This is a genomic window from Buttiauxella massiliensis, assembly GCF_902500225.1.
Taxonomy (GTDB): Bacteria; Pseudomonadota; Gammaproteobacteria; order Enterobacterales; family Enterobacteriaceae; genus Buttiauxella; species Buttiauxella massiliensis.
Genome location: NZ_LR722657.1, coordinates 1 through 17,355, shown reverse-complemented (window position 1 = coordinate 17,355; position 17,355 = coordinate 1). Strand labels below are relative to the sequence as shown.

Sequence of the window (17,355 nt, the reverse complement as noted above, 5' to 3'; positions counted from 1 at the left end):
AACGCTTACTTCTTCGTTTTAAAATCAATCACCATGCGGCCTTTGATTTTACCCTCTTCCATTTCCTTGAAGATCGCATTGATATCTTCAAGCGGGCGCATCGTCACTTTCGGCACAACTTTGCCTTCGGCAGCAAATTGGAAGGCTTCGGCCAGATCCATGCGAGTTCCTACTAACGAACCAACTACTTCGATGCCATCAAGCACCAGACGCGGTATGTTCAGGCTCATAGACTCAGAAGGTAGCCCAACGGCAACAATACGAGCACCAGCACGAACCGCATCTACCGCCGAGTTGAACGCCGCTTTTGCTACGGCGGTGACCACAGCCGCATGTGCGCCACCTACTTTTTCCTGAATAACTTTTGCCGCATCTTCATTGCGCGAATTGATAACTAAATCGGCCCCACATTCTTTGGCAAAATCGAGTTGTGCATCATTCACGTCGATAGCGATAACTTTGGCATTAAACACATTCTTTGCGTATTGCAGTGCGAGGTTACCAAGACCACCTAAGCCGTAAATCGCAATCCACTGCCCTGGTTGGATATGCGAAACTTTCACCGCTTTGTAAGTTGTCACGCCCGCACAAGTCACGCTGCTGGCTGCGGCAGACTCGAGGCCGTCGGGGACTTTTACCGCGTAGTCAGCAACAACGATGCACTCTTCGGCCATACCGCCATCTGCGGTATACCCTGCGTTCGTTACGCTACGACACAGCGTTTCGTTACCGGTATTACAATATTCGCAATTTCCGCATCCACGGAAGAACCAGGCGACACTTGCACGATCCCCCACTTTCAGCGAAGTGACACCTGGGCCGATGGACTTCACCACCCCGATACCTTCATGACCCAGAGTGATGCCAGTGACATCCCCGAAGTCTCCGTTTTTCACATGTAAATCGGTGTGGCAAACACCGCAACACTCCATTGTCAGTAATGCCTCGCCGTGTTTCAGCGCACGAACGGGTTTATCTATGATGCCGACAGAGTGGTCTTTGTTAACAACTGCAGCTTTCATGGCGGTCTCCTGACCTGTGAGTGAAATAACTCACTAATCCTGGTCGAGAGGTCAGCGTTGTGCAATCGATGTGCATCACTAAATGCGAACTGTTCTCAATTTTTGATAAAAAAGGGCACAAAAAAACCCGCCGCAGCGGGTTTTTTAATCAGAATTTAAAGCAGTAACGAATTACTGACCTTTAACTTCTTTCAGACCGTTGAACGGAGCTGGTGTGCCCGCAGCAGCCAAAGCTTCTTCGATACGAATCAGCTGGTTGTACTTAGCAACACGGTCAGAACGGCTCATAGAACCAGTTTTGATCTGGCCTGCAGCAGTACCAACAGCCAGGTCAGCGATGGTAGCGTCTTCAGTTTCGCCTGAACGGTGAGAGATAACTGCAGTGTAGCCAGCATCTTTCGCCATTTTGATCGCAGCCAGAGTTTCGGTCAGAGAACCGATCTGGTTGAATTTGATCAGAATGGAGTTAGCGATACCGTTGTCGATACCTCTTTTCAGGATTTTGGTGTTAGTAACGAACAGGTCGTCACCAACCAGCTGAAGTTTGTCGCCCATAACTTTAGTCTGGTATGCGAAACCATCCCAATCAGACTCGTCCAGACCGTCTTCGATAGAAACGATTGGGTACTGTTTGGTCAGGTCTTCCAGGAAGTGGGTGAATTCTTCAGAGGTGAAAGCTTTGTTGCCTTCGCCAGCCAGAACGTATTTACCGTCTTTGTAGAATTCAGAAGCAGCACAGTCCATAGCCAGAGTAACGTCTTTACCCAGCTCGTAGCCTGCAGCTTTAACCGCTTCAGCGATTACAGCCAGTGCTTCAGCGTTGGAACCCAGGTTTGGCGCATAGCCACCTTCGTCACCAACAGCAGTACCCATACCTTTAGATTTCAGAACTTTAGCCAGGGTGTGGAACACTTCAGAACCCATACGGATGGCTTCTTTCAGAGTTTTAGCACCAACTGGTTGAATCATGAACTCTTGGATATCAACGTTGTTATCAGCGTGCTCGCCACCGTTGATGATGTTCATCATTGGCAGAGGCATAGAGAATTTGCCTGGGGTGCCGTTCAGTTCAGCGATGTGTGCGTACAGCGGCAGGCCTTTAGAGGCAGCAGCAGCTTTAGCAGCAGCAAGGGAAACAGCCAGGATTGCGTTAGCGCCGAAGTTGGATTTGTTTTCGGTACCGTCCAGGTCGATCATGATCTTATCGATGTTTGCCTGGTCTTTCGCATCTTTACCAGTTACAGCCGCAGCGATCGGGCCGTTAACTGCAGCAACGGCTTTCAGAACGCCTTTGCCCAGGAAGCGAGATTTGTCGCCATCGCGCAGTTCCAGCGCTTCGCGGGAACCAGTTGAAGCACCTGATGGTGCAGCAGCCATACCTACGAAACCGCCTTCCAGATGAACTTCAGCTTCAACAGTCGGGTTACCACGGGAGTCGATGATTTCACGACCGATGACTTTAACGATTTTGGACATTAGATTTTCCTCAGTACAAGTTAAACTAAAACTCCAGACAAACAACGCGCGAAACATTCGCGCGTTGTCGTTCTAACTTTCTGCTTACTTCGCCTGACGCTTCTGGTACTCACCGGCAGCTTTCACAAAGCCTGCGAACAGTGGGTGCCCATCACGCGGAGTAGAAGTAAATTCCGGGTGGAACTGGCAAGCAACAAACCAAGGATGATTTGGCACTTCGATGATTTCTACCAGTTGGTCATCACCGGAACGGCCCGCAACGCGCAGACCTGCTGTTTCAATTTGCTTCAACAACATGTTGTTGACTTCATAACGATGGCGATGGCGCTCAGTAATTGTCGGCTCACCGTACATCTGGCGCACCAGACTACCATCGGTCAACTGACACTGCTGGCCACCAAGACGCATGGTGCCGCCTAAGTCGCTCTTTTCAGTACGAACTTCAACGTTACCTTCTTCGTCACGCCACTCGGTGATTAAGGCGACCACCGGGTATTTACAGTCTGGCACAAATTCAGTTGAGTTGGCGTTAGCCATGCCTGCAACGTTCCGTGCGAACTCAATCAGCGCAACCTGCATACCTAAGCAAATGCCCAGATATGGAATGTTCTGCTCACGAGCATAGCGCGCGGTGGCGATTTTGCCTTCCACACCACGGTAACCGAAACCGCCAGGGATAAGGATAGCATCCAATCCCTTCAGCATTTCTTCAGCACCGCGAGTTTCAACATCCTGCGAGTCAATCAGCTTGATGTTAACGGTAAGACGGTTTTTCAAACCACCGTGTTTCAGCGCTTCAATCACAGATTTGTAGGCATCTGGCAGTTCAATGTACTTGCCGACCATACCAATCGTGACTTCGCTTGTCGGATTCGCTTCTTCATAAATAACTTGTTCCCATTCGGACAAGTTAGCTTCAGGAACGTTCAAGCTGAATCGTTTACAAATATAATCGTCCAGCCCCTGTGATTTCAACAGGCCTGGAATTTTATAGATGGAATCAACATCTTTTAGAGAAATAACCGCTTTCTCCGGCACGTTACAGAACAATGCAATTTTTGCACGTTCGTTAGCCGGAACGACGCGGTCTGAGCGGCAAATCAGCACATCTGGCTGAATACCGATAGAAAGCAGCTCTTTAACGGAGTGTTGAGTCGGTTTGGTTTTCACTTCACCGGCAGCAGCCATGTATGGCACCAAAGTCAGGTGCATATACAGCGTGTGCTCACGACCCACTTCTACGGCCATCTGGCGAATCGCTTCGAGGAACGGCAGGGATTCGATATCACCTACAGTACCGCCGATTTCAACCAGCACGACATCGTAGCCTTCGCCACCTTCAAGGATGCGTTCTTTGATTGCGTTCGTGATGTGTGGAATAACCTGGACTGTCGCGCCCAGATAGTCGCCACGGCGTTCTTTACGCAGAACATCTGAGTAGATACGGCCAGTGGTGAAGTTATTACGACGCGTCATTTTGTTGCGAATGAAACGCTCGTAGTGACCTAAATCCAGGTCGGTTTCAGCGCCGTCTTCTGTAACGAACACTTCCCCATGTTGAATAGGGCTCATGGTACCCGGATCGACGTTGATGTACGGATCGAGTTTCATGATGGATACGTTGAGGCCACGGGCTTCGAGAATAGCTGCGAGGGAGGCTGCGGCAATGCCTTTACCCAGAGAGGAAACGACCCCGCCGGTCACAAAAATATAGTTCGTTGTCATGCTGAACCTGAGAAGTTAGGTTTAAAGACGATGGGAGTACCAGGACGGGAAAGTAGTATACCCGAACAGTATCGGCGCCACAAACTTTCATTCTGTCTGCTAAGCCCTGACCTCGCACTTTGTCAGGGCACTGAAAATAGCCCGTCTGGTAGAAATGTTTTTGACTCAAATCAAGAGCTTGTTAAATCGAAATGGCCATAAAATGCGCTTGACCACAAAAACGTGTTAGATATCAGTTTCCTGGCGTTTAACTTCTTGCCAGACTTCTTCCATGATTTCCAGGTCAACTCCGGTCATTGTCAGGCCTCTGGCGGCAATAATCTCTTCCACCTGGCGGAAACGGCGCTCGAATTTGATATTGGCTTTCTGTAAAGCTGTCTCGGCTTTGGCCCCTAAATGGCGTGCAAGATTGACGGTCGCGAACAATAAATCACCGACTTCTTCTTCCAGTTTGGCTTCATCAACGACGACCTGTTTAGCTTCAAACATCACTTCGTCGATCTCTTCATAGACTTTATCTAGTACCGGGCCAAGCGTGGTCCAGTCGAAACCAACCGTTGAACAACGTTTCTGGATTTTATGCGCGCGCATTAACGCAGGCAGAGCATGAGGAATGTCGTCGAGTGCAGAGTGTTGCGCTTTTTCAGCACGCTCATCGCTCTTGATTTGCTCCCAACGCTCCAGCACTTCGGTGCTGTTTTCTGCGGTGCCGTCAGCAAAGATATGCGGATGACGACGTTCGAGTTTATCGCTGATGGCTTTACAGATATCGTCGAAATTAAAGCGCCCTTCTTCCTGCGCCATTTGTGCGTAAAAGACGACCTGGAACAGCAAGTCACCCAGCTCACCGCGCAAATCATCAAAATCTTTGCGGTTGATGGCATCGAGCACTTCATAGGTTTCTTCAAGCGTATAGGGCGCGATAGTCGCGAAGGTTTGCTCTTTGTCCCACGGGCAGCCAGTTCCCGGGTCGCGCAAGCGCTTCATAATGCTCAGGAGGCGATCGATTTGGTTCATTTCAATTCCTTGCAATACAAAATTTAAAGGCGGGATTGCTCCCGCCCTTTTGTCACAAACGTCTAACCGTGCAATCGCTTCGCATCGATAATATCCGGCACCTGGTTCAATTTACCTAGCACACGGCCCAGCACTTGCAGGTTGTAGATTTCGATATTCATGTCGATGGTCGCCAATTGCTGTTTGGTGTCGCTGCGGCTCGCAACGCCCAATACGTTCACCTTTTCATTCGCCAGAATGGTGGTGATATCGCGTAGCAATCCGCTGCGATCGTTGGCGGTAACGCGCACCACCAGCGAATAACCGCTTGAGTAGCTTTCGCCCCACACTGCATCAACAATGCGTTCTGGCGCGTGGGATTGCAGCTCTGCAAGCTGGTCGCAGTCTGCGCGGTGAATCGAAATACCGCGGCCTTGGGTGATAAAACCGACAATCTCATCACCGGGAATCGGCTGGCAACAACGCGCAATGTGGTGCATCAAATTGCCCACACCTTCTACAACGACGCGGCCATTATCTTTGCTGCGCGATTGCGGCGTGTGCGTTTTCTGCTTCAGTTGACGAAGCGCTTGTTCATCCTGCTCAGCTGCGGTCGGCTTGTTAAACTGCGCTTGCAGGTAGTTACTCATCTGATTAAGACGAATATCACCGCCACCAATTGCCGCCAGTAACTCTTCGATATCGTTGAAGTTATAACGTGGCAGTAATGATTTCTCGGCCTCTTTCAGGCTGATACCCAGATGTTCAATTTCATCATCAAGGATCTGCCGCCCAGCGAGAATATTTTTGTCGCGATCTTGTTTACGGAACCAGTTGTGGATTTTCGCCCGCCCGCGGCTGGTGGTGATGTAGCCCAGGTTTGGGTTCAACCAATCACGGCTTGGGTTAGGCTGTTTCTGGGTGATAACTTCAATTTGGTCGCCCATCTGCAACTGGTAGGTAAACGGCACAATGCGTCCACCAATTTTCGCACCGATACAACGATGCCCAACATCGCTATGTATGTGGTAAGCAAAGTCGAGCGGCGTGGAACCTGCCGGTAAATCCACCACATCGCCTTTTGGCGTAAACACATACACGCGGTCATCAAATACCTGGCTGCGCACTTCATCCAGCAGTTCACCGGAATCAGCCATCTCTTCTTGCCAGGCGATCAGTTTACGCAGCCACGCAATGCGATCTTCGTGGCCGGAACTGCCGCTTTTGGCATTACCCTCTTTGTATTTCCAGTGTGCAGCAACACCCAGCTCCGAATCTTCATGCATCTGCTTGGTTCGGATCTGGATTTCAATGGTCTTGCCGTTTGGCCCCAACACCACCGTATGAATCGACTGATAACCGTTAGGTTTCGGGTTGGCGACGTAGTCATCGAACTCGTCAGGCATATGGCGATAATGGGTATGCACAATACCGAGTGCTGCGTAGCAATCCTGCAAACGTTCAGCCACCACGCGCACGGCACGCACATCGAACAGCTCATCAAAGGCGAGGGATTTCTTCTGCATCTTGCGCCAGATGCTGTAGATGTGTTTAGGGCGGCCATAAACTTCAGCCTTAACACCCTCTTCTTTCATCGCTTTGCGCAGTGCGCTGACAAAATCGTCGATGTAATGCTCACGGTCGATACGACGCTCATGCAGCAATTTCGCGATTCGTTTGTATTCATCAGGATGCAGGTAGCGGAAGCAGTAGTCTTCCAGCTCCCATTTGAGTTGGCCAATGCCGAGACGGTTAGCGAGCGGTGCATAAATATTGGTGCACTCTTTTGCCGCCAGAACACGTTCGTCTTCCGGAGCGTCTTTGACTTCGCGCAAATGAGCAATTCGCTCTGCCAGTTTGATAACCACGCAGCGGAAATCATCCACCATTGCCAATAGCATGCGACGAACGTTATCGACCTGCTCAGCAGAAACTGAATCCGTATGAGCGGCTTTCAGCTGGCGAATCGCCGCCATATCGCGCACGCCGTGAATCAGCGTCACAACCTGGTTATCAATGCTTTCGCGCATCACTTCTTCGGTGACCACGCCCGCATCGGCAAGAGGGAACAACAGCGCGGCTCGCAGCGTGTCGTTGTCCATGCTCAGCATCGACAGGATTTCCACCATCTCGACGCCGCGCCACAACAGCAATTCTGCGTTAGGATGGCCTTTGGTCTGTTGCTCGCAATACCGCCAGGTTTCGGCTAAGCGTTCACATGACTGCTGGTTGGTGATCCCGAGGCTTGCAATCCATCTATCGGGCGCAAATTCGCCAGCTTTATTGAGATGTGCACTTCTTACCGCAACCATTGTCCGTCCTCTTCGGTGGGGTACTAAAATCAAATTGCTCGACTTGATTTAACCACTTAATTTCGCTCAAACAGCGCCATCGACTCCAGGTGCCCCGTGTGCGGGAACATATCCAGCATGGCGAGTTGGCGCAGTTGGTAACCTGCTTCCAGCAATGCCTCGCTATCACGAGCAAGTGTCGTCGGATTACATGAAACATAGACCACTCGCTCAGGTGCGAGTGCAATCACATGCTGCATGACACCAGGTGCCCCCGCTCGTGCAGGGTCGAGCAATATTTTGTCAAACCCTTGGGCAGCCCAGGGTTGACGAGTCACATCATCCTCAAGATTTTCATGGAAGAATGTGACATTTTTCAGTGAATTACATTGTGCATTATATTCACCTTTCGCGACCAGCGCAGCAACGCCTTCCACCCCGACGACACTTCCGGCACGCATTGCGAGTGGGAGCGTAAAATTTCCCATTCCGCAGAACAAATCAAGTACGCGGTCAGTTGGCTGAATATCCAGCCACTCGATAGCTCGGGCGACCATCTGCTGGTTCACGCCATCATTCACCTGAATGAAATCCCGTGGGCTGAACGTTAAGCGTAGCCCGTCTGAATGATAACAAGGTTCGTCATTACCCAGGGCCGTAAGTGTCTCACTGTCCGGCGCTAAATACAGCGTGACGCCATGAGAATGCGAAAAGCGTTCCAGTTTTTGTCGGTCATCATCATGTAGTGCATCTAAATGGCGCAGCACCATGAGCGGGCCATTATCTGCATGGACCAATTCAACATGCCCTAAACGCCTGACCGCTTTTAATTCTGACAAACATTGGCGCAATGGTTCCAGTAACGCTTCAAGTTGGGGCGCCAGAACCGGGCAATGGTGAATATTCACCAGCTCACTGTCCTGAGATTTGCGAAACCCCATTTGTAAGGTCTGTGTTTTAGGCTGGTAATTCAACCCTAACCGCGCACGGCGGCGATAACCCCATGGTGTTCCAGAAATAATTTCGTTCACCACCGCCGGATTTTCACGCGCGCCCATCATGCGGGCCAGCGCCTTTGATTTCGCTTGCTGTTGTAGTTCGATGTTGGCGTGCTGCTGCTGGCAGCCACCACAGACACTAAAATGCGGGCAACGCGGTGTCACACGTTGCGGGCTATCATTTAAACGCCGCTTAACTTTAGCCTGAGCAAAGTTACGTTTATCTTCAGTAATGGTAATTTCGACTTGTTCACCAGGCAGCGCGCCCTGGATAAAAAGCGCCTTACCGTTGTGGCGTGCAACGCCCTGGCCAAATGGGTCAAGGTCATTAACCGTCACGGTTATGATCTGACGAGTCGTAACCCGTCGCTTTGCAGAGTAGAATTGCGCCATGAGCCTGAGTGCTCTCTTAAAATATTAACTATTGCTTCAATTGTCCCATATCGGAACCCCATGACCAACTACAGCCTGCGCGCACGCATGATGATCCTGATTCTGGCGCCGACATTAATGATCGGTTTATTGCTCAGCATCTTTTTTGTCGTCCATCGATACAACGACTTGCAGCGTCAGCTTGAAGACTCTGGCGCCAACATTATCGAGCCACTGGCGGTCGCGAGTGAATATGGCATGAGCTTTCACAGCCGAGAGTCGATTCGACAGTTGGTCAGCGTGTTGCACCGCCGTCATTCCGATATCGTGCGAGCAATTTCAGTGTTCGACGAAAACAACAAACTGTTTGTTACCTCTAATTATCAGCTAAATGCTGCTTCACTGAAGCTACCTAATAATGAAAAACCGCCGCATAGTTTAAGCATCTCGCGGCACGGCGATTCGATTATTCTGCGTACCCCGATTATTTCTGAGAGCTACTCCCCGGACGAATCCGAGGTAACCGATGCCAAACCTGCAGGTAACACGCTCGGCTATGTCGCCATCGAGCTCGATCTCAAATCCGTGCGTTTACAGCAATATCGGGAAATTTTTATCTCGACGTTGATGATGTTGTTCTGCGTCGGTATTGCGATGCTGTTTGCCTACCGTCTGATGCGTGATGTCACCGGGCCAATTCGTAATATGGTGAATACCGTCGACAGGATAAGACGCGGGCAGCTCGATAGTCGTGTCGAAGGTTTCATGCTCGGCGAATTAGATATGCTGAAAAATGGCATCAATTCGATGGCAATGTCGCTCACCGCTTATCACGAAGAGATGCAGCACAATATTGACCAGGCCACTTCCGATCTGCGTGAAACACTCGAACAGATGGAGATCCAAAACGTGGAGCTGGATCTGGCGAAGAAACGCGCTCAGGAAGCGGCGCGTATTAAGTCTGAATTCCTTGCCAATATGTCTCACGAATTACGCACGCCGCTTAATGGCGTGATTGGCTTTACCCGTTTGACGCTGAAAACGGATTTGAATGCCACTCAGCGCGATCACCTGCATACCATTGAACGTTCAGCTAATAACCTGCTGACAATCATTAATGACGTGCTCGATTTTTCAAAACTGGAAGCGGGCAAACTGATCCTTGAAAGCATTCCTTTCCCGCTGCGTAATGCACTCGATGAAGTCGTCACTCTGCTTGCCCATTCGGCTCATGATAAAGGGCTGGAGCTAACGCTTAATATCAAAAATGATGTGCCGGATAACGTGATTGGAGACCCACTGCGCTTGCAGCAGGTGGTGACGAATCTGGTAGGCAACGCGATTAAGTTTACCGAAAGCGGCAATATCGACCTGGTGGTCGAAAAACGCTCGCAGGGCAATAACAAAGTACAAGTTGAAATGCGAATTCACGATACCGGCATCGGTATTCCCGAGCAGGAACAATCGCGTTTATTCCAGGCGTTTCGTCAGGCTGATGCCAGCATTTCACGTCGTCACGGCGGTACCGGCCTGGGCCTGGTTATTACCCAGAAACTGGTTACCGAAATGGGAGGGGATATTTCCTTCCACAGCCAACCAAATCAGGGTTCAACCTTCTGGTTCTATATCAACCTGGATTTGAATTCCAATGCAGTTCTGGATGGTTATTCAACCGAAAACCTGGCTGGGAAACGCATTGCCTATGTGGAACAAAATGCCACTGCGGCACAAAGCACGCTCAATATTCTGGCGAATACTCCGCTCGAAGTCGTCTACAGCCCGGCGTTTTCGACTCTTGCCGAAGGTCACTACGATATTATGCTGCTCGGTATTCCGGTTACGTTCCACGACACGTTAACCATGCTAAATCCGAAGCTTGCAAAAGCGGCCTCCATGACTGACTGCCTGATTTTCGCATTACCAAGTCATGCACAAGTCGATGCGGAGGCGCTTAAAAAACAAGGGGTGACCGCGTGCCTGCTGAAACCTATTACCTCGACCCGACTGTTGCCGCTACTCGCTGAACACACTTTTGATGCAAACTCCACTGTGGTTGAAAGTATTGAAAACAAGAAACTCCCACTTACGGTTATGGCGGTTGACGATAACCCTGCCAACCTGAAACTGATTGGCGCATTGCTTGAAGATCATGTGCAGAACGTCGAACTGTGTGGCAGCGGTGTGCAGGCCATCGAGCGTGCAAAACAGATGCAGATAGACATTATCCTGATGGACATTCAGATGCCGGAAATGGATGGGATACGCGCCTGTGAGTTAATTCGCCAGATGCCACACCACCAGCAAACGCCGGTAATTGCGGTGACAGCACACGCCATGGCGGGGCAAAAAGAGAAGCTGCTCAGCGCCGGAATGAATGACTACCTTGCCAAACCAATTGAAGAGAAAAAACTTTATAGTTTGCTGATGCGTTATCAGCCGGGGGCAATCACCGCCCCTGCGCTAGTTGCAAATGTAGAAACTACACCGCAAATCAGCAATCCAAATCAGACGCTGGATTGGGCACTGGCGCTGCAACAAGCGGCTAACAAGCCGGATCTAGCACGCGATATGCTGCAAATGCTGTTGGCATTCTTGCCCGAAGTGCGCAACAAAGTTGAAGAGCAATTGGTGGGAGAAAATCCGGAACAGCTGGTCGAAATCATTCACAAACTTCACGGCAGTTGTAGCTACAGCGGCGTGCCACGGCTGAAAAACTTGTGTCGAACAATTGAGCATGAGCTGCGTAGCGGCGTGAAACCAGAAGATCTTGAGCCTGAACTCTTTGAGCTTCTTGATGAAATGAACAATGTCGCCAAAGAAGCACAGCGGATGCTTTAATAAATATCGTGTTGATGTCGGATAGCGTTTGCGCTAATCCGATCTACGCGGTTTCAGAAGGTTTTGTTTTTGTTGGTGGATTAGCGCAGGCGACATCCACCACCTATTGCAAGCGTTGCGGCGATATTTCGCGCGGCCATACGCAGATTATCTCCCGCATTATCCAGAGCTTCTTCCAGGGTGCAGATGCTGTATAAGACACTAAATACGGCATCCAGGCCGTGGTCATACACCACACCAACATCCGCCGTTAAACTACCGGCAATGCCAATCACTGGCTTGTTGTAGCGCTTCGCGACTTTCGCCACGCCAATCGGTACTTTGCCGTGAATTGACTGACTGTCGATACGCCCTTCTCCGGTAATCACCAGATCTGCATCGCGCACCAGTTCATCAAGTTTCAATGCTTCGGTGACTATATCAATGCCTTGTCGCAATTGTGCTCCACAAAAAGCGTACAGCGCCGCGCCCATGCCACCCGCAGCACCGCCGCCAGAAAGCGTCAGCACATCGATATCGAGGTCTCGGGCGATAATTTTTGCATAGTGATCCAGAGCCTGGTCAAGCTCACTAATCATCTCCGGTGTGGCACCTTTTTGTGGGCCAAACACCGCCGTTGCGCCCTCTTCACCGGTTAGTAAATTGGTAACGTCACACGCAACTTCAATACGGCACTCTTTAAGCCGTTTATCCAGGCCTGAAATATCAATGCTCGCGAGCCGTGCCACTTCCCGCCCCCCAAGCCCCAGAGATTCGCCATTGCTGTCCAGTAAGCGTGCACCAAGTGCCTGTAACATACCGATCCCTCCGTCATTGGTGGCGCTGCCACCAATGCCAATCAGGATACTTTGCACATCACTATCGAGCGCAAAACGAATCAGCTCACCGGTTCCCCACGACGTGGTATTGAGTGGATTGCGTAATTCAGGTGGAACCTGCTCAAGGCCACTCGCCGCAGCCATTTCAATAAAAGCCTGCTGTTTATCGCCAGAAATTCCGTAAAACGCCTGAACCGGATCACCCAACGGCCCGGTGACATCCACTTCAATGATTTCACCGTTTGTAGCGGCGACCATCGCTTCTACGGTTCCCTCACCTCCATCAGCGACGGGCACCTTTACATAGCAAGCATTCGGAAAGACTTCCCGAAAACCGGCTTCAATCTGTGTCGCCACCTCAAGAGCACTGAGGCTCTCTTTGTAAGAATCTGGTGCGATGACAATTTTCATATGCCGTCCGTCGCTATGTAAGATGGGATATATGAGAGCGAATTTTACCCTAAATAATGGGAGCTGCATCAAGGCGGCAAGTGAGCAAACCCCTATGAGCTTACTCAAGTAAGCGATTAGGGTGAGCGAACACAGCCAACACAGATGCAGCTTCAAGTATGACGGGTAAACTAACGAACCATACAAGGGCGCTTATTATTGAACGCCCATTCTGGGATCAAGTACTGCATCGCCATGGCGTCATCACGCGCGCCAAGCCCGTGCTGCTGGTAAAGCTCATGCGCTTTCATCACTTGATCCATATCCAGCTCTACACCCAAACCTGGTGTTGTTGGCACCTGCACCATGCCGCCTTTGATTTCGAAAGGTTGCTTAGTCAGGCGCTGGTTGCCTTCCTGCCAGATCCAGTGGGTGTCGATGGCGGTGACTTTGCCTGGCGCGGCTGCGGCCACGTGAGTGAACATCGCCAGTGAAATATCGAAGTGGTTATTGGAGTGCGAGCCCCAGGTCAGGCCAAATTCATGGCACATTTGCGCGACGCGTACCGAACCTTGCATGGTCCAGAAATGCGGGTCGGCCAAAGGAATATCTACAGATTGCAGCGATAACGTGTGGCCCATTTGACGCCAGTCGGTGGCAATCATATTGGTTGCAGTTGGCAGGCCTGTGGCACGGCGGAATTCAGCCATAATTTCACGGCCTGAATAACCTTGTTCAGCGCCGCACGGGTCTTCCGCATACGCCAGAACGCCACGCAATTGCTTACCTATGCTAATCGCTTCGTCGAGCGACCAGGCACCATTTGGGTCAAGCGTTACACGGGCCTGCGGGAAGCGTTTTGCCAGCGCAGTGACCGCTTCGGCCTCTTCGCTCCCGGCTAATACGCCGCCTTTGAGTTTGAAATCGTTGAAGCCATATTTCTCGTAAGCTGCTTCTGCCAGACGCACGACGGAATCAGGTGTCATGGCCTCATCATGGCGAATGCGGTACCAATCGCATTTCTCGTCGGGCTGACTCTGATAAGGCAGCGGAGTTTGTTTGCGATTGCCCACAAAGAAAAGATAACCCAGCATTTCGACTTCGCTACGCTGCTGCCCGTCACCCAACAAAGACGCCACGTTCACGCCCAGATGCTGACCCAGCAGGTCCAGCATGGCGGACTCAATGCCGGTAACGACGTGAATCGTGGTGCGCAAATCGAAAGTCTGTAAACCACGTCCACCGGAATCACGGTCGGCAAACTCGGCACGCACCAGGTTGAGAATATTTTTATACTCACCCAGCGTTTTGCCAATTACCAGGGCGGCGGCCTCTTCCAGAGTCTGGCGAATTTTTTCACCACCGGGAATTTCACCCACCCCCGTATGGCCAGAGTTATCTTTGATAATCACAATATTACGGGTGAAAAACGGTGAGTGTGCGCCGCTCAGGTTCATCAGCATGCTGTCGTGGCCTGCAACGGGAATAACCTGCATCGCAGTAACTGCGGGTGTTGAAGTTGTCATGTTACTTATTCCTTTTCATCCATATATACCCGTTAGCATTCGAGTTGCAGGTAGGCGGCAAGGGAGCTTATCCCGATGAGCTTACTCAAGTAAGTGATTCGGGTAAGTGAGTGCAGCCAACACCCCTGCAGCTTGAAGGATGACGGGTGTAAATTAGTTGCGGCCAAATGCCGGGCGTTTACGATCAAACTTCCAACCCGGTACCAGATATTGCATCGCTGTTGCATCGTTGCGCGAGCCGCCCGGCAGAGATTTATACACCTCGTGGGCTTTTTGCACCTGTTCCCAGTCAAGCTCAACACCTAAGCCTGGTGCATCTGGCACGGCGATTTTGCCGTTAACGATTTGCAATGGGAAATTGGTCAGGCGCTGCTCGCCTTCCTGCCAAATCCAGTGTGTGTCGATAGCCGTTGGTTTACCGGGTGCAGCAGCAGCCACATGGGTAAACATCGCCAGGGAAATATCGAAATGGTTATTAGAGTGACAACCCCAGGTTAGCCCCCATTCGTCGCACATCTGCGCGACGCGAACGGCTCCGCTGAGTGTCCAGAAATGTGGGTCGGCTAACGGAATGTCCACTGCGTTAAGCATGATGGCGTGATTCATTTCGCGCCAGTTGGTGGCAATCATATTGGTTGCGACAGGTAAGCCTGTGGCGCGGCGGAACTCAGCCATCACTTCACGGCCTGAATAGCCTTGTTCCGCACCGCATGGGTCTTCGGCATAGGTCAACACATAGCCCATCCCTTTGCATAATGCGATTGCTTCATCCAACAGCCATGCGCCATTTGGGTCAACAGTAATGCGTGCATCCGGGAAACGTTTTTTTAGCTCGCGCGCAGCGTCCAGCGTCTGGTAAATCACTTCGCCACCGGGTGCTTCACCTACGCCGGTGTGCCCAGCGTTATCGGTAAGAACCACAATGTTGCGGGTGAAAAGGGCGCCATGTGCGCCGCCGATATTCAGCAGCATGCTGTCATTCCCCGCAACAGGAATAACTTTCATATCAGTAATAACCGGGCTTGCCTGAGTATTCATGATGATTGTCCTACCGTGACGTGTTTCAGTTCAACACGTTTGATATCGCCAACAATGACCAGGTAGCTCAGTACCGCGACAACCGCGTGGATCCCAACGTAAATCAGCGCACCGTTAAATGAACCGGTTGTACCGACAATGTAGCCGATAGCAATTGGTGTAACGATGCCGGAGACATTACCGAACATATTGAACAAGCCACCGCTCAGGCCACTGATTTCTTTTGGTGCGGTATCGGCCATCACAGCCCAACCCAGCGCACCGATGCCCTTGCCGAAGAACGCCATCGCCATAAAGCCAACAACCATCATTTCTGATTCAACGTAGTTACAGAACACCATGCTGACCGAGAGCAACATCCCCAGTACGATTGGCGTTTTACGCGCAATATTTAACGAACCGGTGCGGCGCATCAGCCAGTCGGAAATAACACCACCAAGCACACCGCCGACAAACCCGCACACTGCCGGAACTGAGGCAACAAAACCGGCTTTCAGAATCGACATGCCCTTTTCCTGCACCAGATAAACCGGGAACCAGGTAATGAAGAAGTAGGTTAAGGCGTTAATGCAATACTGGCCGATATAGATCCCAATCATCATGCGTGATCCGATCAACTGTTTGATCTGGCCCCACTTCTGCGCCATTGGGATATGTTCTTTTGGCTTCTTCTGATCCATGTTGATCAGCGCGCCGCCCTCTTCGATGTATTCCAGTTCTTTCTTGTTAACGCCCGGATGGTTATTCGGCTCATGAATCACTTTTAGCCAGACAAAGCTGATGATGATGCCCAACCCGCCCATGAAGAAGAACACGTGTGACCAGCCCACCTCATGCGTCAGCCAACCCATGATTGGCGCGAAGATGACCGTCGCGAAATACTGTGCGGAGTTAAAAATGGAAACTGCCGTGCCGCGTTCCTGTGCCGGGAACCACGCAGCGACTATTCGGCTGTTGCCGGGGAAGGAAGGTGCTTCGGCCAGGCCCACCAGGAAGCGCAGCGTAAACAGCGCGATGATGATTCCAAAACCACTGAAGATATCAACGAAACCTTGTAGCAAGGTAAACAGCGACCAGATAAAGATGGACCAGAAATAAACCCGTTTTGAACCGAATTTATCCAGCAACCAGCCGCCGGGAATTTGCCCTATGACATATGCCCAGGAAAACGCGGAAAACACATAACCCATGCCAATCGGATCGAGGCCGATATCTTTTGCCATTTCTGAACCGGCAATCGATAACGTGGCGCGGTCACCATAGTTAAACGAGGTGACGATAAAGAGCATTACTACTATCCAATAACGAGCGTTGGTCCTTTTTTCGGCAACGCTCGCCGCCTGGCTAATTGTATTCATGTTGCACTCCTGAATTTTCACTTTCATGCCCTAAATAATTCGAGTTGCATCGCGGCGGCAAGAGAACGAGTCCCGATGAGCTTAGTAAACTAAGTGATTCGGGTGAGCGAACGTAGCCAACAACAATGCAGCTTGAAGAATGAAGGGCGAAGCTACATTCATTCTGAACTGCATTTGTAGGGTAATCAGAATGAGGTATCGGCCGTTCCACAGTATTTTTGTGATGCTGAACCTGCGGTTTTTATTTAGCCGATGGAAAGTATATGAAGGGAGTTAAAACGCCTCACCGTGCAATGACACAAGTTTATCGTGCATTTATTGAGCACTTTATGGCGTATGTCCAACGCGCTGGAGGATAGTTCACGATTTTTGAAACAACCGGTGACTAGTCCTGATATAGGTTGACACTTTTCAGCCTTAAAATGCCTGATGAACTTCATCGGGCGTTTTGTATTTTAACGACAGATGCGGACGCCGGGTATTGTAGATTTCTACCGACTCCCTGAC

The 17,355-nt window shown here is 50.7% G+C and carries 12 protein-coding genes; 1 reads left to right on the top strand and 11 read right to left on the bottom strand.

Translation table 11 applies throughout. The features are described 5' to 3' along the window. Nucleotides 1-5: 5 nt before the first annotated feature. The 6 genes from adhP to rlmD all read right to left on the bottom strand — a co-directional run bounded on the left by adhP (nt 6) and on the right by rlmD (nt 8,901). Complete coding sequence (gene adhP / locus GC128_RS15295) at nt 6-1,022, bottom strand: alcohol dehydrogenase AdhP (protein ID WP_151995033.1); 1,017 nt, start codon at nt 1,020-1,022, stop codon at nt 6-8. Between the two features lie 171 nt (nt 1,023-1,193). Beyond that, the gene (gene eno / locus GC128_RS15290) at nt 1,194-2,498 is read right to left on the bottom strand and encodes a phosphopyruvate hydratase (RefSeq protein ID WP_064560559.1); all 1,305 of its coding nucleotides are present in this window, start codon (nt 2,496-2,498) and stop codon (nt 1,194-1,196) included. Between the two features lie 84 nt (nt 2,499-2,582). Beyond that, entirely contained in the window at nt 2,583-4,223 is a 1,641-nt protein-coding gene (gene pyrG, locus GC128_RS15285; protein ID WP_151995032.1) for a glutamine hydrolyzing CTP synthase, read from the bottom strand. A gap of 225 nt (nt 4,224-4,448) precedes the next feature. Beyond that, complete coding sequence (mazG, locus tag GC128_RS15280; protein ID WP_151995031.1) at nt 4,449-5,240, bottom strand: nucleoside triphosphate pyrophosphohydrolase; 792 nt, start codon at nt 5,238-5,240, stop codon at nt 4,449-4,451. A 62-nt stretch (nt 5,241-5,302) separates the two neighbouring features. Further along, entirely contained in the window at nt 5,303-7,531 is a 2,229-nt protein-coding gene (relA, locus tag GC128_RS15275; RefSeq protein ID WP_151995030.1) for a GTP diphosphokinase, read from the bottom strand. A gap of 56 nt (nt 7,532-7,587) precedes the next feature. Further along, nucleotides 7,588-8,901 carry a 23S rRNA (uracil(1939)-C(5))-methyltransferase RlmD gene (rlmD, locus tag GC128_RS15270; RefSeq protein ID WP_151995029.1) on the bottom strand — a complete coding sequence of 438 codons (1,314 nt, stop codon included), beginning with the start codon at nt 8,899-8,901 and terminating at the stop codon, nt 7,588-7,590. A 60-nt stretch (nt 8,902-8,961) separates the two neighbouring features. Between rlmD and barA the strand changes: the two genes are divergently transcribed. Continuing rightward, nucleotides 8,962-11,718: a two-component sensor histidine kinase BarA gene (gene barA, locus GC128_RS15265; RefSeq protein WP_151995028.1), complete on the top strand. Its 2,757-nt coding sequence runs from the start codon at nt 8,962-8,964 to the stop codon at nt 11,716-11,718. A gap of 80 nt (nt 11,719-11,798) precedes the next feature. Here barA and GC128_RS15260 read toward each other — a convergent pair whose 3' ends face one another. From GC128_RS15260 to GC128_RS15240, 5 genes are all read right to left on the bottom strand, one after another. Next, entirely contained in the window at nt 11,799-12,947 is a 1,149-nt protein-coding gene (locus GC128_RS15260; protein ID WP_151995027.1) for a glycerate kinase, read from the bottom strand. A gap of 170 nt (nt 12,948-13,117) precedes the next feature. Further along, nucleotides 13,118-14,452 (bottom strand): glucarate dehydratase, encoded by a 1,335-nt coding sequence (gene gudD, locus GC128_RS15255; RefSeq protein ID WP_151995026.1) that lies wholly within the window; start codon nt 14,450-14,452, stop codon nt 13,118-13,120. A gap of 153 nt (nt 14,453-14,605) precedes the next feature. Beyond that, a complete protein-coding gene (locus tag GC128_RS15250; RefSeq protein WP_151995025.1) occupies nt 14,606-15,490 on the bottom strand; it encodes an enolase C-terminal domain-like protein in 885 nt (294 codons plus the stop codon). Beyond that, entirely contained in the window at nt 15,487-16,848 is a 1,362-nt protein-coding gene (locus GC128_RS15245) for an MFS transporter (RefSeq protein WP_151995024.1), read from the bottom strand. The genes GC128_RS15250 and GC128_RS15245 overlap by 4 nt, the downstream gene beginning before the upstream one ends. 417 nt (nt 16,849-17,265) lie before the next feature. After that, a partial coding sequence (locus GC128_RS15240) for an integrase core domain-containing protein (protein ID WP_151993624.1) occupies nt 17,266-17,355 on the bottom strand: 90 nt, incomplete at its 5' end.